At 71.5% G+C, this 25,816-nt stretch carries 22 protein-coding genes and 1 pseudogene; 13 read left to right on the top strand and 10 right to left on the bottom strand.

Going from position 1 to position 25,816, the window contains the following annotated elements; genetic code table 11:
* The first annotated feature begins 57 nt into the window (after window positions 1–57).
* A complete protein-coding gene (locus ACZ69M_RS06850) occupies window positions 58–741 on the top strand; it encodes a phosphatase PAP2 family protein (protein WP_470047279.1) in 684 nt (227 codons plus the stop codon).
* 73 nt (window positions 742–814) lie between these two features.
* Entirely contained in the window at window positions 815–1,510 is a 696-nt protein-coding gene (locus tag ACZ69M_RS06855) for an HAD family hydrolase (protein ID WP_470047280.1), read from the top strand.
* A gap of 80 nt (window positions 1,511–1,590) precedes the next feature.
* Here the strand turns inward: ACZ69M_RS06855 and ACZ69M_RS06860 are convergent, their stop codons facing one another.
* Window positions 1,591–1,836 (bottom strand): DUF2630 family protein, encoded by a 246-nt coding sequence (locus ACZ69M_RS06860; RefSeq protein WP_470047282.1) that lies wholly within the window; start codon window positions 1,834–1,836, stop codon window positions 1,591–1,593.
* Between the two features lie 234 nt (window positions 1,837–2,070).
* Between ACZ69M_RS06860 and ACZ69M_RS06865 the strand changes: the two genes are divergently transcribed.
* Entirely contained in the window at window positions 2,071–2,760 is a 690-nt protein-coding gene (locus ACZ69M_RS06865) for a TetR/AcrR family transcriptional regulator (RefSeq protein ID WP_470047283.1), read from the top strand.
* On the opposite strand, the gene ACZ69M_RS06870 is transcribed toward ACZ69M_RS06865, so the two are convergent.
* Window positions 2,748–4,250 (bottom strand): LVIVD repeat-containing protein, encoded by a 1,503-nt coding sequence (locus ACZ69M_RS06870; RefSeq protein ID WP_470047285.1) that lies wholly within the window; start codon window positions 4,248–4,250, stop codon window positions 2,748–2,750. The two genes, ACZ69M_RS06865 and ACZ69M_RS06870, sit on opposite strands and share 13 nt — an antisense overlap.
* A 194-nt stretch (window positions 4,251–4,444) precedes the next feature.
* Between ACZ69M_RS06870 and ACZ69M_RS06875 the strand changes: the two genes are divergently transcribed.
* From ACZ69M_RS06875 to ACZ69M_RS06885, 3 genes are all read left to right on the top strand, one after another.
* Complete coding sequence (locus ACZ69M_RS06875; protein WP_470047287.1) at window positions 4,445–5,110, top strand: DUF305 domain-containing protein; 666 nt, start codon at window positions 4,445–4,447, stop codon at window positions 5,108–5,110.
* Between the two features lie 187 nt (window positions 5,111–5,297).
* Window positions 5,298–6,656, top strand: a complete 1,359-nt coding sequence (locus ACZ69M_RS06880) for an FAD-dependent oxidoreductase (protein WP_470047289.1) — start codon at window positions 5,298–5,300, stop codon at window positions 6,654–6,656.
* A 162-nt stretch (window positions 6,657–6,818) separates the two neighbouring features.
* Window positions 6,819–8,177 (top strand): nucleobase:cation symporter-2 family protein, encoded by a 1,359-nt coding sequence (locus ACZ69M_RS06885; protein WP_470047291.1) that lies wholly within the window; start codon window positions 6,819–6,821, stop codon window positions 8,175–8,177.
* 34 nt (window positions 8,178–8,211) lie between these two features.
* On the opposite strand, the gene ACZ69M_RS06890 is transcribed toward ACZ69M_RS06885, so the two are convergent.
* Window positions 8,212–8,586, bottom strand: a complete 375-nt coding sequence (locus tag ACZ69M_RS06890) for an ArsR/SmtB family transcription factor (protein ID WP_470047293.1) — start codon at window positions 8,584–8,586, stop codon at window positions 8,212–8,214.
* Between the two features lie 150 nt (window positions 8,587–8,736).
* Here ACZ69M_RS06890 and ACZ69M_RS06895 point away from each other — a divergent pair, with 150 nt between their 5' ends.
* Window positions 8,737–9,822 carry an NADH:flavin oxidoreductase/NADH oxidase gene (locus tag ACZ69M_RS06895; RefSeq protein WP_470047295.1) on the top strand — a complete coding sequence of 362 codons (1,086 nt, stop codon included), beginning with the start codon at window positions 8,737–8,739 and terminating at the stop codon, window positions 9,820–9,822.
* Window positions 9,823–9,862: 40 nt separating this feature from the next.
* Here ACZ69M_RS06895 and ACZ69M_RS06900 read toward each other — a convergent pair whose 3' ends face one another.
* From ACZ69M_RS06900 to ACZ69M_RS06915, 4 genes are all read right to left on the bottom strand, one after another.
* Window positions 9,863–10,900 carry a helix-turn-helix domain-containing protein gene (locus ACZ69M_RS06900; RefSeq protein WP_470047296.1) on the bottom strand — a complete coding sequence of 346 codons (1,038 nt, stop codon included), beginning with the start codon at window positions 10,898–10,900 and terminating at the stop codon, window positions 9,863–9,865.
* Between the two features lie 107 nt (window positions 10,901–11,007).
* On the bottom strand, window positions 11,008–12,012 hold the full coding sequence (locus tag ACZ69M_RS06905; protein ID WP_470047298.1) for an alpha/beta hydrolase: 1,005 nt from the start codon (window positions 12,010–12,012) through the stop codon (window positions 11,008–11,010).
* Window positions 12,013–12,138: 126 nt separating this feature from the next.
* The gene (locus tag ACZ69M_RS06910) at window positions 12,139–12,843 is read right to left on the bottom strand and encodes a response regulator (protein WP_470047300.1); all 705 of its coding nucleotides are present in this window, start codon (window positions 12,841–12,843) and stop codon (window positions 12,139–12,141) included.
* On the bottom strand, window positions 12,840–14,171 hold the full coding sequence (locus ACZ69M_RS06915; protein WP_470047302.1) for a sensor histidine kinase: 1,332 nt from the start codon (window positions 14,169–14,171) through the stop codon (window positions 12,840–12,842). Before ACZ69M_RS06915 ends, ACZ69M_RS06910 begins: the two co-directional genes overlap by 4 nt.
* Before the next feature lie 132 nt (window positions 14,172–14,303).
* On the opposite strand from ACZ69M_RS06915, the gene ACZ69M_RS06920 reads away from it, so the two are divergent.
* Window positions 14,304–14,870, top strand: a complete 567-nt coding sequence (locus ACZ69M_RS06920; RefSeq protein ID WP_470047304.1) for a class I SAM-dependent methyltransferase — start codon at window positions 14,304–14,306, stop codon at window positions 14,868–14,870.
* Window positions 14,871–15,023: 153 nt separating this feature from the next.
* Window positions 15,024–15,731 carry a hypothetical protein gene (locus tag ACZ69M_RS06925; protein ID WP_470047306.1) on the top strand — a complete coding sequence of 236 codons (708 nt, stop codon included), beginning with the start codon at window positions 15,024–15,026 and terminating at the stop codon, window positions 15,729–15,731.
* Here the strand turns inward: ACZ69M_RS06925 and efeB are convergent.
* Both efeB and efeU read right to left on the bottom strand, forming a co-directional pair.
* Entirely contained in the window at window positions 15,662–16,945 is a 1,284-nt protein-coding gene (efeB, locus tag ACZ69M_RS06930; protein ID WP_470047308.1) for an iron uptake transporter deferrochelatase/peroxidase subunit, read from the bottom strand. The genes ACZ69M_RS06925 and efeB overlap by 70 nt on opposite strands.
* A 145-nt stretch (window positions 16,946–17,090) precedes the next feature.
* Complete coding sequence (gene efeU, locus ACZ69M_RS06935; protein ID WP_470047310.1) at window positions 17,091–19,559, bottom strand: iron uptake transporter permease EfeU; 2,469 nt, start codon at window positions 19,557–19,559, stop codon at window positions 17,091–17,093.
* A gap of 565 nt (window positions 19,560–20,124) precedes the next feature.
* On the opposite strand from efeU, the gene ACZ69M_RS06940 reads away from it, so the two are divergent.
* The 3 genes from ACZ69M_RS06940 (at window position 20,125) to ACZ69M_RS06950 (ending at window position 24,694) form a co-directional block, all read left to right on the top strand.
* Entirely contained in the window at window positions 20,125–22,008 is a 1,884-nt protein-coding gene (locus ACZ69M_RS06940; protein WP_470047312.1) for a phosphatidylglycerol lysyltransferase domain-containing protein, read from the top strand.
* Between the two features lie 138 nt (window positions 22,009–22,146).
* Entirely contained in the window at window positions 22,147–23,499 is a 1,353-nt protein-coding gene (locus tag ACZ69M_RS06945) for a histidine-type phosphatase (protein WP_470047313.1), read from the top strand.
* Between the two features lie 127 nt (window positions 23,500–23,626).
* Window positions 23,627–24,694: a sporulation protein gene (locus ACZ69M_RS06950; protein ID WP_470047315.1), complete on the top strand. Its 1,068-nt coding sequence runs from the start codon at window positions 23,627–23,629 to the stop codon at window positions 24,692–24,694.
* Window positions 24,695–24,757: 63 nt separating this feature from the next.
* Here ACZ69M_RS06950 and tatA read toward each other — a convergent pair whose 3' ends face one another.
* Entirely contained in the window at window positions 24,758–25,036 is a 279-nt protein-coding gene (gene tatA, locus ACZ69M_RS06955; protein ID WP_470047317.1) for a Sec-independent protein translocase subunit TatA, read from the bottom strand.
* Window positions 25,037–25,346: 310 nt separating this feature from the next.
* Between tatA and ACZ69M_RS06960 the strand changes: the two are divergent.
* Window positions 25,347–25,710: pseudogene (locus ACZ69M_RS06960) on the top strand (DNA-binding response regulator); the annotation flags it as partial.
* Window positions 25,711–25,816 lie beyond the last annotated feature (106 nt).

The raw sequence follows: 25,816 nt of genomic DNA on the forward strand, positions 1-25,816 counted from the left end.
GGCGGTTCGGCGCCACGGGGCTGGCCTCCGGCCCCGTACGTCGGCGAGGATCACCGTATGCGCTCCGCGCCCCTCGACCCACCGCTTCGCACCCCGACCCTACGGACCGCGGCACTCACCGCGGCGGTGCTCGCCGTTCCATCCGCGCTGCTTCTCCTGCTGATCGCGTTCTCCTGGCGACCGCTGCTGGCCCTCGACGGCGACATCGCGCGCACCACACACCGCTGGGCGGTCGACGAACCGGGTACCACCCAGGTGTTCCGCGTTCTGACGGACTGGGTGTGGGACCCGTGGACGATGCGCGCGCTGGGTGCGCTGGTCGTGCTCCGGCTGGTGTGGCGTTGTTCGGCGTGGCGGCCGGCGCTGTGGGTGACGGCCGCCTGTGTGCTGGGCACGGTGGTGCAGCAGTCACTGAAGGCGGCGGTCGGCCGCGCACGCCCCGTCTGGCCCGACCCCGTGGACTCCGCGCACTACGCGGCCTTCCCCTCGGGCCACGCCATGACCGCGACGGTGGTGTGCGGGCTGCTGCTGTGGCTGCTCCAGCTGTACGGCGCCGGGCGCGCGCTGCGGCGTACGGCACTGGCGCTGGCCGTGGTCTGCGTCGTGGGTGTCGGCCTGACCCGTGTCTGGCTGGGCGTCCACTGGCCCTCGGACGTCCTGGGCGGCTGGCTGCTCGGCGCGCTGGTGGTCGCCCTGGCGGTGATGACCCATGAGCGCCTCTTCGGCTCGGAACGTACTTGACCGGCGCGGAGTGTGCGCGACCCGCCCGGAGCGTGCTTGACCGGCGCGGAGCGCGCCCCGAAGGATCTCCCTCATGACGATCAAAGGCGTGCTCTTCGACTTCTCCGGAACCCTGTTCCGTGCCGAACCGACCGAGTCCTGGCTGCGCGCGGTGCTCAGGGACGCCGATCTCACCTTGCCGGAGCGGGAGTTGACCGAGGCGGCGGATGCCCTGGAGGCGGTGGGCGCGCTGCCCGGCGGTGGCGTCGCGCCCCGACTGCCGGAGGGCTCGGAGGACTTGTGGCGCAGGCGGGACGAGAGCGCCGAGGGGCACCGGGCCATGTTCACCGCGATCTCCCGCCAGGTGCCGCTGCCCGATGTCCGGCTGCACGACGCGCTGTACGCCCGTCACATGCTCCCGGCGGCATGGGGGCCCTACCCCGACACGGCCGAGGTGCTCGACGCCCTGTGCGAGCGCGGGGTCGCGGTCGGGGTGGTCAGCAACATCGGCTGGGATCTGCGGCCCGTCTTCCGTGAGCACGGCCTCGACCGGTACGTGGACGCGTACGTGCTGTCGTACGAGCACGGCATCCAGAAGCCGGACGCCCGGCTGTTCGCGACCGCCTGCGACGCGCTGGGCATCGCCCCCGAGGACACGCTGATGGTCGGGGACGACCGCCGCGCGGACGGGGGTGCGGCGGCGCTGGGCTGCGCGGTGCACTTCGTGGACCACCTGCCCGCGGCGCGGCGCCCGGAGGGACTGCGGCCGGTACTGGACCTGGTCGGCTGACCCGTACCGCTTCCTGGGACCACCCACGGGCCCGAAGGCCGTCGATGTCGGCCGACAGGCTCGGGGGCGGCCCCTCGCGATCAGCTTTGATAGCCCTCGACCTGCGAAGACGGTCGCACGCGCGCCTCGTCGGGGTTCTCCCCGAACTCGGACTTCGCGCGCCGCTGGCGCAGCAGGTCCCAGCACTGGTCGAGGTCGCGCTCCAGCTGTCCGAGCCGTTCGTGTTCCGTGGCGCTGTCGATCTGCCCTGATGCGACGGCGTCGCGCAGCCGACGCTCGTCGTCCACCATCGCCGTGATCTTGGCCAGGATCTGGTCTTGATCCATCTCCACCCGCCTCCTCGGCACTTTCGCCCACTCTAAGGAGGCCACGGCGGCTGTGCGACTCGCTCGGGAATCCTGCCCGGCCGGGAATTTCCGCTCGTCCTGTGCCCGTCCGCCTGAGACGATCCCCCGCGTCGCCCCAGGCGGACGGCAGCCCGAAGCCTCCCCCGCGGTGGGTCGTGGCCCGGACGCTCTGAGTATAGTTGGCTGGCAGCCAGTCAACACAGGAGTTCCAGCATGTCCCCGCGCAGCCCGTCGGTCAATGAAGAGTTGCGGCGGCGATCCCGGGAACGGCTGTTGCAGGCCGCGGTGGAGCTGGTGAACGAGCGCGGCTACGAGGCGACGACGCTCGGGGACATCGCGGATCGCGCCGGATCGGCGCGCGGACTGGTGTCGTACTACTTCCCCGGTAAACGCCAGCTCCTGCAGTCCGCCGTGCACCGGATGATGCACCGCACGCTGGAGGAGGGGCTGGAGCGCGAGCCGCGTACGAAGGACGGCCGGGAGCGGCTGGCGCGGGCCATCGACGCGATTCTGGGCCTGGCGCGGGACCGGCCCGTGCTGATGCGTCAGCACATGGCGGGCATATTGCAGGGCGAGGGGTTCGTGCAGTGTCCGGAGCAGCAGCGCCTCGCGCAGCTCCTGCGGGAGACCGTCGCCGAGTACGGCTCCCAGGACGCCGACACCGACTACCCGATGCTGCGGGCGGTGCTCATGGGCGCGGTGTACGCGGCCCTGGTGCCGGGTGCGCCGATGCCGGTGCCGAGGCTGCGGGCCGAGCTGTTCGAGCGCTACCACCTCGACTGGGAGATGGGTGTCCCGCCGGACACCGAGGTGCCCGGCGGGACGCGCGAGAGCGATCTGTCGCGGTTCTTCACGACCGGCCGGCGACCGGACGAGCAGCCGCCCGACGATCAGTCGAGGTAGTCCGGCTGCGTCTGCACGTTGAGCTCGCGCAGGTGGACCCGCTTGGCCGGGTCGGTGCGCCGGTCGCTGAGCTTGAGGACGTCGAAGCCCTTGGCGATGTCGTTCGAGTAGATGTAGCCGTTGTAGTAGTACGCCGACCAGGAGCCGCCGACCGTGAGCTTGTCGGTGGTCAGCGGTCCGCGCTCGAAGTAGGCGATCTCCTTCGGGTTCGAGGAGTCGGTGAAGTCCCAGACGGAGACACCGCCCTGATACCAGGCCTGAACCATGAGGTCCTTGCCCTTGACGGGGATCAGCGAGCCGTTGTGGGCCACGCAGTTCTCGGTGTCGGCCTGGTGGCGAGGAATCTTGAAGTAGTTCTTGAACACGAGCTTGCGCTTGTCGCCCTTGCCGACGATGTCGTAGATCCCGTCGGCGCCGCGGTTCGGACCGATGGCCGCGTTGCAGGTGGCCGCCCCACCGCCGCCCAACTCGTCGGTGAACACCACCTTGTTGGCCTTCTGGTTGAAGGTCGCCGAGTGCCAGAACGCGAAGTTGACGTTGTCCTCGACCTGGTCGATGACCTTCGGGTGCTCCGGGTCCTTGATGGAGAACAGGATGCCGTCGCCCATGCAGGCACCGGCGGCCAGGCCCTCGGAGGGCAGGACCGTGATGTCGTGGCAGCCGGTGGTCTTGGAGACGCCCGGGTTGGTGGGCGCGCCCGGGTTGCCGCCGCCGTCCGGTCCCTCGCCCGGGAACAGCACCGGGAAGTTCACCACGGCGGCCTTCTCAGGGGCTTTGCGCGGCACCTTGATGACCGAGATGCCGTCGTGCGGGGGCTGGCAGTCGGGGAAGGTGGCGCTCGGCGAGTACGAGGCGACGTAGATGTAGACGTTCTTGCGCTCGGGCACCAGCGTGTGGGTGTGCGAGCCGCAGGCGGTCTCGACGGCGGCGACGTACTTCGGGTTCGCCTTGTCGGTGATGTCGAAGACCTTCATGCCCTCCCACGAGGACTTCTCGGTCGCAGGCTGCGTGGTGCTGTTGCAGGAGTCGTCGCTGCGCGAGGAGTCGGTGGACAGGAAGAGCAGGTTGCCGGAGACGGACACGTCGTTCTGCGAACCCGGGCAGAGCACCTGCGCCACCGTCCTGGGCGCCTTCGGGTTGCTGATGTCGAAGATGCGGAAGCCGTCGTAGTTGCCTGCGAAGGCGTACTTGCCCTGGAAGGCGAGATCGGAATTGGTGCCGGGCAGAGCGTCCTTGGGGATGTTGGTGAGGTGTTCGATGTTGTCGGAGTGGACGATCTCGTCCTGCCCGGGTATCTCTCCGTTCGCGATCGCCGTCCTGGTCTCGTTGGCGTCACTGCGGGACACCTTCGCCGGAACGCCGGGGCCGTCCCCGGGATCGGGGGTCGCGGCCGCCGGGCCGGCCGTGAGCAGCGCGGCCAGAAGTCCGGCCGCGGCCGCGGCAACTCCCAGACGTCTGCGCCGCGTTCGGGGATCGATCAACAGGGTCACTGCGTCCTCCCTTGTAGCCGTTCGCAGTCGAACGGTTCACGGACCCCAGAAGTATCGTCCGGACCATGCGCTGATCAACAGATGGCAACGCACTCGTAATGAAGGTTTTCAATCGGTAACGTTCACCGGCGTGCTAGGACGGACATGAACCACCCGTGAGGTGTCCGGCGATTCATGTGCCCCTGGAGGTCGATGTGTTGCTCCGTCGTACGTCCCGCGCGTCCCGTGCGCTCCTGGGCGCGGCCTCGCTGACGGTCGCCGTGCTCACGCTCGGGGGCTGCGACTCCGGCTCGGCCTCCGCGCCCAGGTCCGCCGGGACGAGCGGGCCTTCGGTGATCGCCCCCGGCAAGCCGGGCGAGGCGGCCGAGACACTCTCCGCCGCGGACGCCGCGAAGCAGCGCAACGAGGACGACTCCCCCAACACGGCGGACTTCGCCTACGCCCGGATGATGATCGAACATCACACCCAGGCCCTGGAGATGACCGCACTCACCCCGAAGCAGGCAGCGTCGGGCCAGGTGAAGCGACTCGCCGCGCGGATCGCGGCCGCGCAGGGGCCGGAGATCACCACGATGAAGGGCTGGCTCACGGCCCACGACGGCGACAAGCGGGCCACGGCGCACCGGCACGAGGCGATGCCCGGCATGGCGACCGAGGCACAGCTGAAGGAGTTGCGCGCGGCGCGCGGCAAGGCCTTCGACGCGCTCTTCCTGAAGCTGATGATCACACATCACGACGGGGCGATCGCCATGGCCACGGAGGTGAAGGCCCAGGGCAACAACATCCAGGTCGAGGAGATGGCCGACGACGTGATCGCCCAGCAGACGAGCGAGATCAGCAGGATGCGCGCGTTGCGGTGACGCTCGGCGACACCTCCGGCGACCGCCGGAACGATCACCATATGTATTCTTGTCATGACTTTCCGTGCGGATGAACCCGTAGGCGTGTGCCGCGCGCCGGACCCTGTCAGCGGAGCGTCGGTGGTGCGATGCTGGAGCCATCAGCGATCTCCTCGAGCTGTTCGGGTTTCGGATTGGGAGTTCCGCCGTGCTGTATGTCGCCGTCGTCGGCTCGGGGCCCAGCGGGGTCTACACCGCCCAGAGCCTCGTCCAGAGCGGGCTGTCCGAGGTCCGGGTGGACGTCCTGGACCGGCTGCCGTGCCCGTACGGCCTGGTGCGCTACGGCGTGGCGCCGGACCACGAGAAGATCAAGTCGCTGCAGAACAATCTGCGGACGGTCCTGGAGGACAACCGGGTGCGGTTCCTGGGCGGTGTCCAGGTCGGCCCGGGCGGGGTGCCCGTGACCCGGCTGCGGGAGCTGTACCACGCGGTGGTCTACTGCGTGGGCGCCGCCACCGACCGCCATCTCGGAGTGCCGGGCGAGGCGCTGTCGGGCAGCTGCTCGGCGACCGAGTTCGTGTCCTGGTACAGCGCGCACCCCGACTCCGTCACCGACGGCTTCGTCCTCGGCGCGCGCTCGGCGGTGGTCGTCGGCGTCGGGAACGTCGCCGTGGACGTGACCCGGATGCTGGCCCGCGGCGCGTCCGAGCTGAGCCCCACGGACGTGCCGCAGGCGGCGCTGAGCGCGCTGGCCGCGAGCAAGGTGACCGAGATCAGCATGATCGGGCGGCGCGGTCCCTCGCAGGCCCGGTTCACCACCAAGGAGCTGCGCGAGCTCGGCTCGCTGCCGGACACCGAAGTCGTGGTGGATCCTGAGGAGTTGGCGCTCGACCCGCAGTACACCGACCCGTCGGACCTGCCCGCCGCGCAGCGCCGCAATGTGGAGGTGCTGCGGGGGTGGGCCGCCGCGCCGGCGCAGGACCGGGCCCGCCGGATCCGGCTGCGCTTCTTCCTGCGCCCGGCCGAGTTGCTGCCCGACGAGGGCGACGGCACCCGGGTGGGCGCGGTGCGCTTCGAGCGTACGGCGCCCGACGGGCACGGCGGGGTGACGGGCACGGGGCGGTACGAGGACATCGAGGCGCAGCTGGTGCTGCGCTCGGTCGGCTATCGGGGCGTCCCCCTCGAAGGACTGCCCTTCGACACGGACCACGGCACGGTGCCGCACCGCGCGGGCCGGGTGCTGCGGGACGGCGTGGTCGCGCCGGGCGAGTATGTGGCGGGCTGGATCAAGCGGGGCCCGACCGGTGTCATCGGCACCAACCGGCCGTGCGCCAAGGAGACGGTGACCTCGCTCGTCGAGGACGCCCCCGAACTCACACGACGGGAGCTGGCCGAGGATCCCCTCGCGGCGCTGCGGGGGGACGGAGCGACACCGGTTCCGTGGGCCGGATGGGAGGCGATCGAGCGGGCGGAGGCGGAGCTCGGGGCCTCGCTCGGGCGGGGTGTGGTCAAGCTGCCCGACTGGACGTCACTGCTGGCGGCGGCGCGGACGGCGACTTCGTCCTAGGGCGGTTCCGGCGGGGTCGGGCGCGACTCGGTGGGCATGACACATAGCGGCAACGGGCCTGAAATCAACAAACTGTTCAAGCCCCTTACGGTCTCGTGCTGTTCGGACGTTCCTCGCGCCGTCCGGCCGCCCCCGTCCCCACCCGCCGCTCCTGGAGTGCCCATGGCGACCACCGCACCCGCGCATCCCGTGCATCCCGTCGACGAGGTCCCACCCGTACGCCACCTGGCCGCCTTCGGGCTGCAGCACGTGCTCGCGATGTACGCGGGCGCGGTGGCCGTGCCGCTGATCGTGGGCGGGGCGATGAAGCTCTCGCCCGCCGACCTCGCGTATCTGATCACCGCGGACCTGCTGGTGTGCGGTCTCGCGACCCTCATCCAGTGCGTGGGCTTCTGGCGGTTCGGTGTACGACTGCCGATCATGCAGGGCTGCACCTTCGCGGCGGTCACGCCGATGGTCCTGATCGGGACGACGGGCGGCGGACTGCCCGCGATCTACGGATCGGTGATCGTCGCGGGGCTCGCGATCATGTTGCTGGCGCCGGTCTTCGGCAGGCTGCTGCGCTTCTTCCCGCCGCTGGTCACCGGCACCGTCATCCTGATCATCGGGGTCTCGCTGCTGCCGGTGGCGGGCAACTGGGCGGCCGGCGGCGTGGGCGCGAAGGACTTCGGGGAACCGAAGAACCTGGCGCTCGCGGGCTTCGTCCTGGCCGTGGTGCTGGCTGTGCAGCGGTTCGCGCCGCCCTTCCTGAGCCGGATCGCGGTGCTGGTCGGCATCGCGGTGGGCCTCGCCGTGGCGGTGCCGTTCGGATTCACGGACTTCGGCGGGGTCGGGGACGCCGACTGGGTCGGGATCAGCACGCCGTTCCACTTCGGCACGCCGACCTTCCACGCCTCCGCGATCGTGTCGATGCTGGTCGTGGTGCTGGTGACGATGACGGAGACGACCGGTGACCTCATCGCGGTCGGCGAGATGACCGACCGGAAGGTCGAACCGCGCACGCTGGCCGACGGTCTGCGCGCCGACGGTCTCTCGACGGTGCTCGGCGGTGTGTTCAACACCTTCCCCTACACGGCGTTCGCGCAGAACGTGGGTCTGGTCGGCATGACCCGGGTGCGCAGCCGCTGGGTGGTGGCGACCGCGGGCGGCCTCCTCGTCCTGCTCGGTCTGCTGCCCAAACTGGGCGCGGTGGTCGCGGCGGTGCCGGCGCCGGTCCTCGGCGGCGCGGGTCTGGTCATGTTCGGGACGGTCGCCGCGAGCGGGCTGCGAACGCTGGCCGAGGTGGACTTCAAGGGCAACAACAACCTGACGGTGGTGGCCGTCTCGGTCGCCGTGGGCATGCTCCCCGTCGGCGTGCCGACGATCTACGCGAAGTTCCCCGACTGGTTCCAGACGGTGATGAACAGCGGGATCAGCGCCGGGTGCCTGACGGCGATCGTCCTGAACCTGCTCTTCAACCATCTGCCGGGGAAGGCGGGCTCGGCCGGGGCCGCCGCCGAACCGGAGGCCGCCTCAGTCTGAGCCCCGCCGGGCGCTCGGCCGATCGCCCGACCGGTCACCCAGCCGTTCGCCGGGGTTCGCCGAGCCGCTCGCCCTGCCGCTCGATCGCGGCGAGGACGCTGTCGAGGAACCCGGGGAACAGCGCCTCCAGATCGGCTCCGCGCAGGGCGTTCATCTTGGCCGTTCCCCGGTAGACCTGCCGGATCACCCCGCTCTCACGGAGCACCCGGAAATGGTGCGTGGTGGTGGACTTGGTGACCGGCAGGTCGAAGTGCGAACAGGAGAGCTCGTCGCCGACGGCGGCGAGCTCGCGCACGATCCGCAGCCGCATCGGGTCGGAGAGCGCGTGCAGCACCGATTCCAGGCGGATGTCCGCACGCACGGGGTGCGGCAGGTCGCGGCTGCTGCCGGCGGGGTCTGCGGTCGTCACGATGGCTCCACTTCGTTCAGGAACCTCATCTTCGCCCAAGAACCTCAGCGTACTAGCTTTGTTCGACATCTCTCATAGTTTGACACATGCCGTACTACGATGCCTATCGTACGAGGTGCAGCTCGGTACCCTCGACGAACGGAGTCCGCCGTGAGCACGCTCTTCGCGCCCATCACCCTGCGCGAGGTGACCATCCCGAACCGGGTGTGGATGCCCCCGATGTGCCAGTACTCGGCCGCGCCGCAGGGACCCTCGACGGGCGCGCCGAACGACTGGCACTTCGCCCACTACGCCGCCCGCGCCACCGGCGGCACGGGGCTGATCGTCGTCGAGGCCACCGCCGTCTCCCCCGAGGGCCGGATCAGCCCCTACGACCTGGGCATCTGGAACAACACGCAGGTCGAGGCCTTCCGCAGGATCACCCGCTTCCTCAAGGGCCAGGGCACCGTGCCCGCGATCCAGCTCGCGCACAGCGGCCGCAAGGCCGCCACCGACCGTCCCTGGAAGGGCGGCGCGCCGGTCGGCGAGGACGCGTACGGCTGGCAGCCGCTCGCTCCCAGCCCGCTGGCCTTCGACGAGCGGCACCCGGTGCCGACCGAGCTGACCGTGGCCGGGATCCGGGAGATCGTGGGCCAGTTCGCGGACGCGGCGCGGCGCGCCCTGGACGCCGGTTTCGAGATCGCCGAGATCCACGGCGCCCACGGATACCTCGTCAATGAGTTCCTCTCCCCGCACTCCAACCGCCGCACCGACGCGTACGGCGGCTCGTACGAGAACCGTGTCCGCTTCGCCCTCGAGGTCGTGGACGCCGTGCGGGAGGTCTGGCCCGACGACAAGCCGCTGTTGTTCCGGATCTCCGCCACCGACTGGCTGGAGGAGGGCGGCTGGAGCGCCGACGACACCGTCCGCTTCGCGGGCGAGCTGCGCGCGCACGGCATCGACCTGCTGGACGTGTCCACCGGCGGCAACGTCTCGGGCGTACGCATTCCGGTCGGGCCGGGCTACCAAGTACCCTTCGCCGCCCGGGTCAAGGCGGAGACCTCGCTGCCCGTCGCCGCCGTCGGTCTCATCACCGACGCCGAACAGGCCGCGAAGATCCTCGCCAACGACGAGGCCGACGCCGTGCTGCTGGGGCGCGAGCTGCTGCGCAACCCCTCGTTCGCGCGCCTGGCGGCCCGTGAACTGGGCCCCGAGGTCCAGGCCCACGTCCCCGACCAGTACCACCGCTCCGTGTAGCGGTACCACCGCCCCGCGTGAGCCGTCCCGGGAGCGCGCGCTAGCGTGCCGCGTTCCGGTGCAACCGTCGTAGGACCAGCGCCAGTTGGAGGCGGAGTCGGCCGTGCGGGTCGTGGACCGGCCAGTCGAGCCAGTGCTCGGCCTGGACCAGGCGGTCCTGGAGTGTGGAGTGGTGCACGTTCAGCTCCGCCGCGGCGGCGCGCAGACTCGTGCTGAAGGCGACCGCGTTCAGCGTGCTCGCCGCCCAGGGGGCCGTCGCGACGGCGTGTTCGAGGGCGCGGACGTCGGGCAAGGGTTCCGTGGTCGGGCCGACCGTGTCCGCGAGCAACGCAAGGCCGCCCAGCTCGTCCGCGTACACCGTGCGGGGGCCGGGGTCCTGGTCGGTGCCCTCCGCGGTGAACCGCAGGGCGGTTCGGGCGGCGGCCCACGACGTCGGGAGGTCCCGTACGGGCACCGCGGGGCCGATGCCCGCGCGACGGCCACCGGTGGTGGGCGTGCTGTCGCCGGTGGCGGGCACCGCTTCGACGAGCGGCCCGCCCTCGGCGGTCGCCACCACACGGGCGGCGGCCACGTCCCGCAGGCCGAGCCGGACGGCCGCCTGCCACCGGGCGTGCTCGGTGGCGGAGGCGTCCAGGAGCACTTCGACCGAGGCGGGGTCGGCCTGGCGGGTCTCCGCCGGAGCCCGCCCGCGCGTCCGGTCCAGCACCACCCGGGCGGCGGCCGCGGCGCGCTCGAGGACCATCGCGTGGACCCCTTCGGAGACTCCCGTGCGGTCGGAGATTCCCGTGCGCTCCAGCCAGACGGCAGGGGGTCCGTCCGGCGTCAAGGGGGCCGAGGGCCAGGCCGGGTCGAGGGGGCCGCCGTCGTCCCGGCGCGTCCCGTCGGCCTCGACCCGGACGCGGACCCCGCGCTCCTCGTCGACGAGCCGCGCCGGGCTGCCGGACAGCACGGCCGCGCCCCGCACCAGGGACTCCAGACCCGCCCGGCCCTCGATCAGCCGGTCGAAGTAGGAGATCACCTGGAGTGCGGCACCTGCGTCGGGGTCGAGCGCCGCGAGCCTGCCCGCCAGCTCCTTCACCGAACTCACTCACCTCGCACGGGCCACCGGAATGCGTCGCCCCTCATGCTCCGTCCTCGGGCGCCCGGTGCCAAGCCGTCACCGGCAGGAACACCCGGTGGAGGGGGTCAGTTCTCCAGGAGTCGGCGCAGCCAGCGCAGCCGTGCCGCCTTGGTGTCCTGGGACAGGGCGGCCTGCGGCGCCATCAGGTCGTATCCGTGGAAGCCACCGGGCCACACGTGGAGTTCGGCCCGGCCGCCCGCCTGCCACAGGCCGCTCGCGTAGGCGACGGCCTCGTCCCGGAAGGTCTCGGCCGAGCCGACGTCGATGAAGGCCGGGGGCAGCCCGGAGAGGTCGTCGGCGCGGGCCGGGGCGGCGTAGGGAGAGACGTCCGGGCCGCCGCGGGCGTCACCGAGGAGAGCCGTCCACCCCATGTGGTTCGCGGCGCGGTCCCACACGCCGAGACCGGCCATCTGATGACTGGAGGGGGTGTCGTTGCGGTCGTCGAGCATCGGGCACAGCAGCACCTGCCCCAGGAGCGCCGGTGCGCCGCGATCCCGGGCGAGCAGGGCGACCGCCGCGGTCAGACCGCCCCCTGCGCTCGCGCCCGCGACGATGATCCGCTCGGGGTCGAACCCCAGTTCCCCGGCATGCTCGGCCATCCACTTCAGTCCGGCGTAGCAGTCCTCGACGAGGGCCGGATGCGGGTGTTCGGGCGCGAGGCGGTACTCCACCGACACCACGGCCGTGCCCAGTTCCTCGGCCCAGTCGAGCATTTCCCCGACGCCGGTGCGGTTGTCGCCGATCACCATGCCGCCGCCGTGCACGTTGTAGACGACGGGCACGGCCCCGGCGGCCCGGGTCGGCCGGCAGATGAGCAGGGAGATGTCCGGTGCGCCCTGGGGCCCGGGCACCGTGCGCTCCTCCACCGCGAAGGCGCCGTCGCGGGTCAGGTCCAGGTCCGCTCCTTCGGACAGGGCGATGCCCTCGCGCAGCGCCGGGATCATCTCGATGCTGAACGAGGACGGCAGCTGTTCGCGGATGATCTCGAGGGCGGCGGCGAGCTCCGGGTCGAACGGCGGAGGCGGCCCGACCTGGGAGCCCTGTGCCTCGGCGGACGGATTGGTGGTCATCGGCTCTCCCTGCGTCCGGGCCACGTCCCTGTGACCACTGGCTGTCATCGTGCCGCGCGCCCGCGGTCCCACGGCAGCGCCAGACGGCGGAGAAGTCCCGCCGGACGGCGGGATGCCCGTCGCCGCTCAGTCCCCGACCCGTACGAGCCCGCTCTCGTAGGCGAAGATCACCGCGTGGATACGGTCCCGGAGGCCGAGCTTGGTCAGGATGCGGCCGAGGTGGGTCTTGACGGTCGTCTCGCCGACGAAGAGGCGGGCCGCGATCTCGCCGTTGGCCAGTCCCCGGGCGACCAGGGCGAGGACCTCCCGTTCCCGCTCGGTGAGAGCGGCGAGGCGGCGGCGCTGGGCGGGCGTGGACGCGGACGCGGGCCCGTGCAGGACGAAGCGTTCGACCAGCCGCCGGGTGAGCGAGGGCGCCACCATGACCTCGCCCCGCAGCACCGCCCGCACCGTCACCAGGATCTCCTCGGCCGGGGCGTCCTTGACCAGGAAGCCGTTCGCGCCGGCACGCAGGGCCGCGTAGGCGTACTCGTCGAGGTCGAAGGTGGTGACGACGAGGATCCGGGGCCCGTGGGGCTGCGCGCAGAGGTGCTCGGTGGCGGCGAGTCCGTCCAGACCGGGCATGCGTACGTCCATCAGGACGAGGTCCGGCGCCAGGGCCGCAGCGCCCGCGATCGCCGCGTCGCCGTCGGCGGCCTCGCCCACCACGGTCAGGTCGGGCTGGCTGTCGACGACCATGCGCAGCCCCATCCGGATCAGCTCCTGGTCGTCGCAGATCAGTACGCGGAACGGGGACGGGACCGCGGTCGGGGTTGGGGTCGGGCCGGTCATGGGGCCGTCCCGGTGGGCTCGGGCCCGGCGACGCGCAGGGTGGCGGCGACCTGGTAGCCGCCGTCGGGTGTGGGCCCGGCGTCGACACTCCCGCCGTACAGGGCGGTGCGTTCGCGCATGCCGGTGAGACCGCGACCGGACGAGGGCAGGGGGGCGGGGCGCTCGGCGACGGCACCCCCTGCGGCTGAGGCTCCGGCTCCGGCTCCGGCCGAGTTCTCCACGCGCACGCGGACCTGCCGCCCGGGTCCCTGAGTGCCCGTGTCGACCCGTACGTGGATCGTGGCGTCCGGCGGCGCGTGCTTGACGATGTTGGTGAGCGCCTCCTGCACGATGCGGTACGTCTGCACGGTGAGGTCCGCCGGAAGGCCGCCCCGCTCACCGCGCAGGTCCAGCCGGGCGCGCGTGCCGTTGGTGTTGAGGCGTCCGATCAGCCGACGCAGATCGGCCGCGAGGGGCTCGGGAGCCGCATCGGGGCCACAGTCGCGGGCGGAGTCGGGGCTGCGGTCGAGGTCGACGTCGAGGTCGGGATCGGGATCGGCTGAGGCGTCCGCGTCGGGCGTACGCAGCACCTCCAGCAGCCGGCGCAGTTCGCCGAGGGCCTCGCGGCCGGTCGCGCTGATGACGCCGAGGGTGCGGTCGACGACGGCGGGGTCGACATGCCGCATCAGCCTGCCGCCCTCGGCGTTGACCACCATCACGCTCACGCTGTGCGCGAGGACGTCGTGGATCTCGCGGGCGATGCGCGCCCGTTCCTCGGCGACGGCGACCCGGGCCAGGGCGAGGCGCTCCGACTCGACGAGTACGGCCCGCCGCTCGAACTCGGCGAGATAGGCGCGCCGGGCACGGACGTACTCGCCGAACACCCAGGCCCCGCTCAGCAGCAGCCCCACCGCGAGCGGGGTGAGCCAGGCACCTCGGGCGCCCGGACCCACGTACTCCCGCTGCCACGCGGGAATCCAGAGCGCTACGCAGGCGGCGGCACTGACCACCGTCAGCGCGGCGGCGCGGCGCAGACCGCGCACGGTCAGGGTGGCCAGGACCGCGGCCACGGCGACGGCGCCGCGCCCCGGTTCCTGTCCCCACACGTGTCCGAGGTACTGCGCCCAGAAGGCCGCCGTCACCAGGGCCGCGACGAGCACCGGCCGACGGCGGCGCCACAGCAGCGGCAGCACCAGGGCGACGTACACGCCCCCCTGTACCCAGACCGGCCGCCAGCCCGGCTCCGGGCGGATGACCGGGGGCACGGCCACCAGCACGACCAACAGGACGTCGGTCAGCCACGGGTGGCCGCGCCACCGGCGGAGCAGGGTCTCGATCAGCCGATGCACCGCCTCACGCTATGACCGGGGCCCGCTCCGCCGCATCGTCCTGCGGGGCGTCACGGGGTCCTCCCGCGGTCGTACGCGCACCGGCCGGGGATACGACGTGCGGCCACCCGGCGCGCTTCCAGCATGGCCGCCATGTCGATCACCACCGAGTTCCTCAGACGGCCCCTCATGACCGGTGCCGTGGCGGCCAGTTCACGTCGGCTGGCCCACGCGATGACCGAAGGCATCGGTCTGGAGCAAGCCCGGCTCGTCGTCGAACTGGGCCCGGGGACCGGGGTGTTCACCGATGCGATCCTCGCCCGGCTCGCGCCCGGGGCGCGGCTCGTCGCGGTCGAGCTCAATCCGGTGCTCGCGGCACGGCTGTCGGCCGCACGGCCCGACGGACGGCTGACCGTGGTGCGGGGTTCGGCCGCCGAGCTGCCCGCCGTGGTGAGCGGACCGGTGGACGCGGTGGTCTCCGGGCTGCCGTGGACGGTCATGTCGCGGCAGCGGCGCGGGCACATCCTGGACGCCGTGAGCGAAGTCCTGGCGCCCGGCGGCCGGTTCACCACCTTCGCCTATCTGCACGCGGCCTGGACTCCGCCCGCCCGTGACTTCACCGCCGAACTGGCCTGCCGCTTCGGCCGGTTGGAACGCTCGCCCGTGGTGTGGCCGAACCTCCCGCCGGCCTTCGTGCACCGGGCCACCGGGAGGTCGTGACGCTCGGCGCAGGGCGACGCGTCCCGGCCGAATTGCCCGGGAAGATCCCGCGACCCGATGGAGACCCGACACCGAAGCGGTTGACGAGCGCAAACCCTACATACTGTAGGGTTTGCCTCATCGTGAGCCTCTTACGTCTCGGGGGACCCCCAAATGAAGGAACGTGACGACGGTCCGGCGGCGCCGAGCGACGGCACCTTCGAGCGGATCCTGGACCGGGCCCTCCACTCCCCCGAGATCATGGCAGCCGTGGAACGCGTCGGCGCGCGGGACACGCGCGAGCGCCTGCGCGCCGAAGCCCTTCAGGCGCGCCCCTCGCTCTCCCGGACGGCGGCGGTCGAGTACGACCGGTACCTCCGGGTGCGGGCGTCCGGACGGCATGAGGGCCCCTCAAAGGCCACCGTGCGTGTGGGAGATGGCTCCGTGTCCGTCTCGGCGCTGCTCGTGCCGAGCCTCGGTGTCGTCGCCGCGGGCGTGTACGTCCTGAGCGGGTTCGACCTGCACGCCCTCGACGTACGCCCGCATCTGAACGACGGGCTGATCATGGTGGTGGTGATCCTGGCCGCGGTGACGGCGGGCGCGGCGCTGGGCGACCTCCTCTGGTCACTGGCGACGCGCGACCGCCCCACCTCGGAGGATCACGATCCCGAGGTGAGGCGTGCCCATGAGGAGTGGCAACTGGCCCTGCTGGAGCGCGGAGTGATGCCGTTTCTGCTCGGCACCCTGGACGGGACGGCCTCGTGCCTGCCCCCGCTGCCGGGCGCGGCCCAGCCCCCTCTTCCCCCTTCGCCTCAGCCCTCCACGAGGGAGCGGCCCAGCCAGTCGGACTTGTCCTTCACCCCGGGCAGCGCGAAGAAGTAGCCGCCCCCGGTGGGGCTGATGTAGTCGACGAGCGGCTCGTCGATCAGACGCGTCTGGGTCGCCTCGAACTGACGGACCACGTCCTGCTGGTAGGAGCAGAAGGCCAGGCCCATGTCGAGGTTGCCCGCCTTGTCCACGCCCCGGTCGTAGTTGTAGCCACGGCGCAGGATCCGGGCGGTGTCGGTCTTGGCCGTACGGGGGTTGGCGAGCCGGATGTGGGCGTCCAGCGGGATCGCCTCGCCCTTGGGGTCCTTGGTGTAGCGCGGGAGGTCGGTCTCCTGGGCGCCGTCCAGCGGTGCGCCGGTGTCACGGCGGCGGCCTATCATCTTCTCCTGCTCGGTGAGCGAGACCCGGTCCCAGAACTCGACCAGCATCCGGATGATCCGGATGACCTGGTAGCTGCCGCCGACCGCCCAGGCCGGCTCGCCGTCGGCCGCGGTGACCCAGACCAGCTTGTCCATCTCGCGGGACGAGGTCGTGTCGGGGTTGGCGATGCCGTCCTTGAACCCGAGGAAGTTGCGCTGCGCGCCGGTCGGACGGGACGGGTTCTGGAAGCCGTCGATGCGCCACTTGATCTGCATCGCCCCGCGGGTGTGCCGGGTGATGTCGCGCAGGGCGTGCAGCACCGTGTCGGAGTTGGCGGCGCACAGCTGCAACGACAGGTCGCCGTGGCACTCGGCGGCGTCGAGGTTGTCGTTGGGGAAGGTGCGCATCGGCTTGAGGTGGCGCGGCATGCGGTCGGCGAGACCGTAGCGGTCGTCGAAGAGCGAGGCCCCGACGCCCACGGTGACGGTGAGGTCGTCCGCGGGCAGGTCCGGTCCCAGCAGACCGCTGTCGGAGGGCGGCGCTCCCACGCCGAGGTCGACCGGGGTGCCACCGGTGGTCAGGAAGCGGGCCCGTTCGGTGATCGTGCGCAGCAGGGTGACCAGTTGGGTGCGGTCCTCGGCGATGACGTCGAAGGAGACGAAGACGGCGGCCGTGGGCGCGGGGGTGGTGATGCCGGCCTGGTGGGCGCCGTGGAAGGACACCTTGCCGCTGCCCGAGTCGGCCGCCGCGGCGGGAGTGCTGCCCGCCGCCACCTGGGCCCCGACGAGCCCGGCGCCCGCCAGGGCGGCTCCGGCCGCGCCGACACCGAGGGCGGTCTTGGTGAACGTACGGCGGCCGAAGGGGCAGCCGCCCGGCGCGGCCTGGTCGTCCTGGCTCGGGGTCGTCATCGGGGGAGGTCCTCTCCTGTGGGCACATGGTCCCGGTACTGCGGGGGCGGTGGTGCGGTGCGGGTGGGCCGACGGTCTCGGGGCGGCGCCGCCGCGCCGGGCTGCTGACGCGGCCTTGGGGTCGCTCGAGCAGGCGTTGGGCCGCTCACGCGGCCTTGCGGATCTCCAGGAGGTCCGGGATCGGGGCGAGCTCTTCCAGCAACTGGCCGACCGCGCCGTCGAGGCGCTGCCGGTCGGTGTCGGACAGCTTGTCCAGCGGCGTCCAGGTGCCGTCCTCAGCCCGCTGGGCGAGCACGAGTTGCTCGGTGCGCCGCATCCACGTGTCGACGGCCGGGGTCACCTTGGCGTTGCGCTGGTCGATCAGCGGGCGGAGCAGGGTGAGCAGTTCGCGGGTGCCGTCGAGGTTGGCCTCGGTGGTGGCCAGCTCGGTGCCGCTGCCGTAGTCGGCGTTGCCGCTCAGTTCGCGGTGCAGGGTGTTCTCGAGGATCTCGTGGGTGCGCAGCGGGAGGTCGGCCGGGTCGAAGTCCTGCTTCGGGAAGTCCTTGCGCAGGGCGTCCACATCGGCGGCGAGTTGCTTGGCGTACGGCGCGAGGGTGGCGGCGGACTGGCCGTGCCACAGGCCGTACTCGATGCGGTGGAAGCCGGTGAAGGCCGGGTCGTCGACCCCGCCCGCGAGTCCGGCCGTACGGCCGTTGATCTTCGCGTCGAAGTCGGCGAACGTCCCGTAGGCGGCGCCGAGCGAGGCGTACCGCGTGTGCGCGGGCAGCCAGTCCTTGCGGGCCTGGTCGAGCTTGCCGGCGTCGAGGTCGCTCTGGAGGGTGCGCGCCCTGGTCTGCAGGTCGGCCAGACCCTGGTCGACGTACGTCCGGTAGGCGGCCAGCGGTGCGGCGAGGTCCTTGTCGGAGACCGGCAGTACGGCCTGGACGGAGCCGCCGCCCGCGCTGACGCGGACAGCAGCCGAGGTGACGGCCTTCCCGCCGTTGGGCACACAACGCCAGGCGTACGAGCCCGTCCCGACGGTGGCGATCAGGGCGCGGGTGGTGCCGGGGGCGATGCCCTCGACCTCGCCGTAGACGGCGTTGCTGACCGGGTCGATCAGATAGATCTCGGAGGTACGGGAGCCGGTGTTGCGCACCTGGAAGGTCTGCCGGCCCGGCTTGGGCGCGGTGAAGCCCTTGCCGCAGGCGGCCGCGGACACCTCGACGACGGACGTCCCGGACGCGGGCTTTCCGCTGCTGACGGCGATGGTGATCCCCGCGATGAGTGCGGGCGCGGCGACGAGAGCGGCGGGGACCGTCCAGCGGGGGAAGCGACGGGGGGTGGACGGCGTGGCCGTGGCGCCTTCGGCGGGAGCGGACAGCTCCTCGGGGCCGGAGGAGACAGGCTCGGCGGACTTCTCGCCTTCGGAGGCGGGCTCGCCCTCGGCGGCGGACATGGCGGAACGGCCGGCCTCGGCCTCTGTCGCGGCCGACGTGGCGGCCTTGTCCGCGTCGGCGGACACAGACCCGGCCTCACCCCCGACCGGAGCGGGCGCGGTGGACCGCTCGGCCTCGACGGCGGTCGACGCGACGGCACTCCCGGCGCCGGGGTCGGGGTCGGGGTCGGCGGCACTCCCGGCCCGCGTCGCGGGCTGCTCCGCCTCGGCGGAGTCAAGAGGGACGGACACGCGCTCGGCTGCCCCCGCGACGTCCGTCGCGGCGAGCGTCGCGGGCTTCGTACCCTCGGCGGGTGCGGACGCGCCGGTCGTCGGCTCGGCGGCCACCGCGGCGGTGGGTACCACGGGCACCGGCTTCGCCGGGGCCGCCCCGCGGACGCCGCGCACGAACAGCGTCATCACGATCGCCAGGTACGCGCCGTAGAAACCGACCTGAAGCCAGGTCATCTGCGGGGTGAGGTTGAGCGTGCCCTGGACGACGGTGACGTACCAGGAGGCCGGGTCGACATGCGCCGACAGATCGAAGGCGTACGACGTGCCGCCCGGGATCACCGTGGCTTCCTGGAGGTCGCGCATGCCGTAGCCGAGGACGCCCGCGGCGATGACGATGAGTACGGCGCCGGTGATGCTGAAGAACCGCGTGAGGTTGATGTGCAGGACGCGCCGGTACAGGCCCCAGCACAGCGCCGCGGCGATCAGCAGTCCGACCGCCGCTCCGGCCAGCGGACCCGAGGAACTCCCCGCGGCCTGCGCTGTGGTCCACAGGAACAGCGCGGTCTCCAGGCCCTCGCGGCCGACGGCGAGGAACGACGTGGCGATCAGTACGCCCGCGCCCATGCCCAGCGCGGCGGTGACCTTCTGCTTGATCTCGCCGGAGAACGTACGGGCCGAGCGCCGCATCCAGAACACCATGGCGGTGACGAACACGACCGCGACCAGACTCAGCGTGCCCCCGAACGCCTCCTGCGACTTCCCGGGCAGGTTCGCCGCCGTGAACGTGAGGACCGCACCGAAGCTCATCGACAAGCCGATGGCGGCGGCAACTCCCGTCCATACATGAGGCAGCCGGGCGCGCTGCTCGGACCGTACGAGCGTGGCTACCAGAACCGAGACGATCAGTCCCGCTTCCAGCCCCTCACGCAGACCGATCAGAAAGCTGGGAAACGCGTCGTCCCACACCTCGGGCCTCTCTCCGATGCAGCAAATACCAGGCCGGACGGCCAAGGGCGGGGCTTAGTGTAGGCATGCCTAACTAACGGTCAAGAGAGCGCGCAAATCGCGACACAGTGGACGCGGATCACCCGCCGAGCCCGGGTCGGCCGCATGGAGGATGGATCGGCCGATCAGTCGTCGCGAGGGCCACGCAAGGCGAGAATCACGCCTCTGAGCTGCGGTAACACGAGAGCGGTGGACAAGAGGCCCCGCGCCCGCGTCCCCGCGCGGGGCGCACGGCGACAGCGTGGCGGCGCGGTCGCACCCAGGCCACGAAGATTCGGTCCGCGCTTCGATTCTTACCAGTTACTTACCCCTCGGCACCGCCGGGACCAGGCAGTCTTTCCCCGCAACACCGCTGACCGCCACTCGTTAAGACCCTCGGTGGCAATCCTCACCGCGACCACAACTCACCTTTTCTTACAGCATGTAGGGTTTCCCCGCTCTGCCCCTCTCAGGGAACACACAGGGTTACCCGCCCCCGCTCCCGCAGCTCTCCCCCACCGCCCTCTCCCCAAGGTGATGCTCCACGGTGTCTGCACAACAGCCAGTACTCGTCCCGGAACAGAGGAACTCGAAGTCGCGTCGGACGGACCCGGCCGGACGGCCGGGCATCGGCGACCGGTTGCGACCACGGGCGGCCGCGGCCACGGTCTGGTACCTGCGACTGCTCGCGCTGCTCAACCTGGTGGCGGTCACGTCGCTGCCGTTCCGGGAAGAGGTGCACGAGCACAACGGAGGCGAGTTCTTCACCCCGTACCTGGCCACCGCCGGACTCGTCTCGGCCGCGCTGGCGCTGTTCCTGGCCCTGGTGATGCGGCGCCGCAAACGGGCCGCGTGGATCTTCAACATGCTGCTGGCCGGACCGCTCTTCGGGCTGTACGTCCTGGCTCTCACGCAGGAGCAGTACCGACGGCACGGCTTCAACTGGTTCTCGACCGTGTTCACCGGGCTCTTCGTCGTCGCGCTGCTGGTGGGGCGAAGGGAGTTCCAGGCCGTCGGGGACCGCTCCAACCCCCGGCTGGCGCTGGCCGTCGGCGCCGGTGGCTTCCTGGTCAGCGGCACCCTCGGAACGCTGCTGGTGAGCGCCACCAACAAGGTGTCCGGGGCACCACTGAGCGACCGGATCGCGTACACGCTGCTGCGTGGGGTCAGCGTCGGCCCGCTCGCCGACCGCCTCGACACGGTGGTCGCGCCCCGCTGGGTGGACGTGATCGTCAACATCCTGATCGCGGCCTCATTCCTGCTCGTGCTCTACGCCTGCTTCCGCGCCCCGCGCGGGCGGGAACTCCTCGGCGAGGACGACGAGCGGCGTCTGCGCGGCCTTCTCGCCAAGCACGGTGAGCGGGACTCGCTGGGCTACTTCGCGCTGCGCCGCGACAAGGCCGTCATGTGGTCCCCGAGCGGCAAGGCGGCGATCGCCTACCGGGTGGTCGGCGGAGTGACCCTGGCCTCCGGCGACCCGATCGGCGACCCCGAGGCCTGGCCCGGTGCGATCGAGGCATGGCTGCACGAGGCGCGGCGGCACGCCTGGACGCCGGCCGTGATGGGCGCCGGCGAGGAGGCCGGCACCATCTACGCCCGGCACGGCCTCGACGCCCTCGAACTCGGCGACGAAGCCATCGTGGACCGTGCCGACTTCACCCTCGAAGGGCGCGCGATGCGCGGAGTGCGCCAGGCGCACAACCGCATCCGCCGGGCCGGGTACACCGTCGGCATCCGCCGCCACGAGGACATCCCCGAGGCCGACATGGCCACCCTCATCGACAAGGCGGACCACTGGCGGGACGGCGAGACCGAGCGCGGGTTCTCCATGGCGCTCGGCCGTCTCGGCGACCCGGGCGACGGCCGGTGCGTGATGCTGGAGTGCCGCGACAGCCAGGACGAACCGCGGGCCGTGCTGAGCTTCGTACCGTGGGGAGACAAGGGACTGTCGCTCGACCTGATGCGCCGGGACCGTGACTCCGAGAACGGTCTTATGGAGTTCATGGTCATCGAACTCCTGCTGCGCGCCGAGGAGATCGGGGTGCAGCGGGTCTCACTGAACTTCGCCATGTTCCGTTCCGTCTTCGAGCGCGGCTCCCGGCTGGGCGCCGGACCGGTGCTGCGTCTGTGGTGCTCGGTGCTGACGTTCCTCTCCCGCTGGTGGCAACTCGAGTCCCTGTACCGGGCCAACGCAAAGTACCGGCCCGTCTGGGAGCCCCGTTACCTCTTGTTCGAGAAGAGCAGCGACCTGCCCCGCATCGGGATCGCCGCCGCCCGCGCGGAGGGCTTCCTCACCCCGCCCGCGCTGCCCGCGCTCGGCCGCCGCTCACTCCTGCGCAGGCCGGGAGGACGGTCACAACCCCCGCACGGGAGCGGGCAGATCCCCGGACAGCAGAGCAGTTCCTCGACCAAAACCTCGTCAACCAGGTAACTTTTCGGGCCTGTTCGAGGTACGGGCGCCGGGGCACGCGCACCCGGCGCCCGCCATGTCACAGTCACCCGACGTTCACGTCGTCCGGAAACGATGCGGCCGGTCACCGAGCCCGCCCCCGGACGAATCGACGCCCCCATGAAACGCATCGCGGCCGCCCTGGCCCTCACCCTCTCCGCGCTCTCCGTCCTCCTCATGTCCCCGCTCCCGACGCAGGCGGCGGGCGGGGCGGCGGGCAGTTACGGGACGAAGACGCCGTACGCGCCGCAGCAGAACGCCCGTACGTACCAGCGGGCACCGAAGGGGTTCGTCCCGGTGTTCACCGAGAACGTGTCCCGGCACGGTTCACGCGCGGCGACGAGCGGCGAGGACGGAGAGTTGATCCTCCAGCTGTGGGACAAGGCCGAGAGCGAGGGCGAACTCACCCGTGCCGGAGCGGAGTTCGGCCCGCAGGTCCGCTCGCTGCAAGCGGCGATGGAGAAGGTCGGATACGGCAACCTCAGCGGCCGGGGCAAGCGGGAGATCCAGGGCACGGCGGCCCGCATGGCGCAGCGGCTGCCCGGACTGTTCGCGCGGATCGCCAAGGACTCCGAGCCGATCGACGTGGTCAGCTCGGGCCAGGGCCGCGCCGTCGACAGCGGCGCCCTCTTCGCCTCGGCCCTCGCCGACGCCGACCCGGCTCTCGCTCCCCTCATCGGCCCGGCGCGCACCGACCCCGACCTGCTCTACTTCCACAAGTCCGCGGGCGGTGCCGCCTACCGCGACTACATCGCCCACGACCAGCGGCTGGCCACCACTCTCCAGAGCGTCTCCGAGCAGCCGGCCACCCACCGCGCGGCCCGCGACATCCTGAAGAGGATCTTCACCCCGGCCTTCGTGCGGCGGATCTCGGCAGGGGAGTTCGCCTCCATCGGCAGCGAGGTGGACGCGGCCCAGGCGGTCTACAACCTCTACAGCATCGCCCCGGCCATGACCGACGAGGGCAGCTGGCACCTGGAGCGCTACCTCGACCCGCGCGACGCCGCCTGGTTCGCCTACCTCAGCGACGCCGAGGACTTCTACGAGAAGGGACCCGGCTTCGCGGACAGCGACATCACGTACAAGATGGCGGACGTCCTGCTCGACGACTTCTTCAAGAAGGCCGAGGCCAAGCGTGACGGAACCGGCGGCCTCGGCGCGGAGCTGCGATTCACCCACGCCGAGGAGATCATCCCGCTCGCCACTCTGATGCGGCTGCCGGGCAGCACGAAGCCGGTGACGACGACTCAGTCGTACACCTATACGGACAACCCCTGGCGGGGCGGCTCGGTGGCGCCGATGGCCGCGAACATCCAGTGGGACGTGTTCCGCAAGGGCGACACCTATCTGGTGCGGATGCTCTACAACGAGAAGGAGACCGCGTTCAAGGCGGGCTGCGCGCCCGTGACGAAGGGCAGCGCGTTCTACGACCTGGCCGAGCTGGAGCGCTGCTTCGGGCGCACGAAGTCGTGAAAGATGCCTCCGTCCAGGTGACTTGGGAACTTCTTTGCCGATGCCGTCAGTTCTGATCACACCGGCTCGGGATCGCTCCGAGCCGGTTCGAAGCGATGAGTGCGATCAGTGAAGGAGCCACACCGACATGGTGTTCAAACGGCTGCTCGGCGCGATGGGCGCAGGCGGCCCCTCGGTGGACACGGTTCTCGACGGCGGCGCGGTGGCGCCCGGCGGGATCCTGTCCGGGCAGGTCCATCTCCAGGGTGGCAGCGCGGACGTGGAGATCGAGCACATCGGGCTCGAACTGATCGCCCGGGTGGAGGCCGAGCACGAGGACGGTGAGAGCGAGGGCGCCGTCGTCTTCGAGCGGTTCACGGTCGGCGGCGGTTTCCGCCTCGCCGAGCAGGAGCGGCACAGCGTTCCGTTCAGCGTGTCCCTGCCGTGGGAGACACCGGTCAGCGAGCTGTACGGGCAGCCGCTGGGCATCGTCCTCGGTGTGCGCACCGAGCTCGCGGTGGCCGGTGCGAGGGACAAGGGCGACCTGGATCCGCTCGCGGTGCGTCCGCTGCCGGTCCAGGAAGCGGTCCTGGAGGCGCTGGGGCAGCTGGGCTTCGGCTTCAAGTCCGCAGACCTCGAACGCGGCCACATCGGGGGTACGGGGCAGCAGTTGCCCTTCTACCAGGAGATCGAGCTGACGCCCGCGCCGCAGTACGCGCACGCGGTGAACGAGATCGAGCTGACCTTCCTCGCCACCCCGGCCGGCATGGAGATCGTCCTGGAGGCCGACAAGCGCGGCGGGCTCTTCGAGTCCGGGCAGGACACCCTCACCCGCTTCTCGGTGAGCCATCACGATGTCGGGGCCCGCGACTGGAACGGCGAGGTCGACGGCTGGATCAGGCAGTTGGTCGAGCACCGGGCGTCGTACGGCTCCCACGCCACGTACGGCCACGCCGATCCGTATGCCGCCGGAAGCGGGTACGGGCACCACTCGGCCCACGGGTCCGGCCATGAGTCAGGCTATGGGTCCGGCCATGAATCCGGCCACGGGTCAGGTCATGAGGGACACCGCTCCGGTCCCGGCCTCGGTACCGCGGTCGCGGCAGGCGCGGCGGGACTCGCGGTGGGCGTGGTCGGCGGGCTGGTCGCGGCCGAAGTCGTCGACGAGGTGGGTGACTTCTTCGAGGGCGACGACGAAGGCGGCGAAGAGGACTGAGTCCTCAGACGTGTCCGTGTCCGGGGGCGGTGTGCGCCGTCCCCGGACACGGACCACGCGGGCTCAGTGCGCGGCGCCCTGGGCCTCGGTCGTCACGCGCGGGGCGGCCTGCTCGGCGGAGTTCTTGATGACCGCCGTGGGAGTCACCGGAGCCGTGCCCTGTTCGGCGGTGGCGGCGGACGCGGGGTTCTCGTCCTTCATCGCCCTGGTCTCGCTCTTGAGGATGCGCATCGACTTGCCCAGCGCGCGGGCGGTGTCCGGCAGTTTCTTCGAACCGAACAGCACGATGAGCACGATCGCCACGATCAGCAGGTGCCAGGGTTCCAGTCCGTTGCGGAGCATCGCGCGCCCGCCTTTCGTCGCCTCGGTCGAGGGCACGCCGCACTGGCCGCCACCCACTTGAAGATTGCCGCTTTGCGCAACAGTACAACCATCGGTGCGGATCGGAGGGCTCCCGACTCCCCCTTCCGTCTCCCTTCCGTTCCCGTTCCGCTCCTGTTCCGCCACTATTCCGTGCGCAGGGCGGCGGCGGTGCGGGTCCGGGCGGCCCAGCCCGCGGGCAGCAGTGCGCCCAGGACGGCGGTCAGCAGTCCACCGAGCGCGAGCAGGATCAGTTCCGGCGTGCCGTAGACGGCGATGACGGACTCGGGCGATCCTCATCGGCGACGGCATCGACGTGGTCGCGGAGGCGGCCGACGGCGCCGAAGCCGTGGAGGCGGTTCGCCGCACCCCGACCGGCGCGTCCGACCCGCCCCGCGTGATCATCCTGACGACCTTCGATCTCGACGACCTCGTGTACGCGGCGCCGTCCGCCGGGGCCGGCGGGTTCCTCCTCAAGGACGTCACCCCCGAACACGTGGTCTCCGCCGTCTGGTCGAACGCCAGGCCCGCCGGTCCCCGGAGACGGCCACGCCCCTCGCGACCTGGCCCCTTTGGCCCCGCGAGAACTCGAAGTCCTGCGTCTGCCGGCCCAGGGCCTGACCAACGCCGAACCCGCCGCCCACCCCCACCTGGCCTGGTCACGCCCGGCACCGTGGCGAGGAGCACGTAGGACCGACGAGTTCCGGCCGCCAACCCCCGGTTCATTTCTACAGTGATGTAGTTTTTTGGTGTCGATCCATC

The organism is Streptomyces sp. NPDC107454 (assembly GCF_055582885.1).

Bases quoted from the DNA above. Each gene is read 5' to 3' on its own strand.
- ACZ69M_RS06860 (WP_470047282.1), bottom strand. From the start codon at position 1,836: ATGGATCAAGACCAGATCCTGGCCAAGATCACGGCGATGGTGGACGAC.
- ACZ69M_RS06925 (WP_470047306.1), top strand. From the start codon at position 15,024: ATGAAGGAACGTGACGACGGTCCGGCGGCGCCGAGCGACGGCACCTTC.
- ACZ69M_RS06945 (WP_470047313.1), top strand. From the start codon at position 22,147: ATGAAACGCATCGCGGCCGCCCTGGCCCTCACCCTCTCCGCGCTCTCC.
- ACZ69M_RS06910 (WP_470047300.1), bottom strand. From the start codon at position 12,843: ATGACCGGCCCGACCCCAACCCCGACCGCGGTCCCGTCCCCGTTCCGC.
- ACZ69M_RS06950 (WP_470047315.1), top strand. From the start codon at position 23,627: ATGGTGTTCAAACGGCTGCTCGGCGCGATGGGCGCAGGCGGCCCCTCG.
- ACZ69M_RS06920 (WP_470047304.1), top strand. From the start codon at position 14,304: ATGTCGATCACCACCGAGTTCCTCAGACGGCCCCTCATGACCGGTGCC.
- ACZ69M_RS06850 (WP_470047279.1), top strand. From the start codon at position 58: ATGCGCTCCGCGCCCCTCGACCCACCGCTTCGCACCCCGACCCTACGG.
- ACZ69M_RS06855 (WP_470047280.1), top strand. From the start codon at position 815: ATGACGATCAAAGGCGTGCTCTTCGACTTCTCCGGAACCCTGTTCCGT.
- tatA (WP_470047317.1), bottom strand. From the start codon at position 25,036: ATGCTCCGCAACGGACTGGAACCCTGGCACCTGCTGATCGTGGCGATC.
- ACZ69M_RS06885 (WP_470047291.1), top strand. From the start codon at position 6,819: ATGGCGACCACCGCACCCGCGCATCCCGTGCATCCCGTCGACGAGGTC.
- ACZ69M_RS06905 (WP_470047298.1), bottom strand. From the start codon at position 12,012: ATGACCACCAATCCGTCCGCCGAGGCACAGGGCTCCCAGGTCGGGCCG.
- efeB (WP_470047308.1), bottom strand. From the start codon at position 16,945: ATGACGACCCCGAGCCAGGACGACCAGGCCGCGCCGGGCGGCTGCCCC.
- ACZ69M_RS06865 (WP_470047283.1), top strand. From the start codon at position 2,071: ATGTCCCCGCGCAGCCCGTCGGTCAATGAAGAGTTGCGGCGGCGATCC.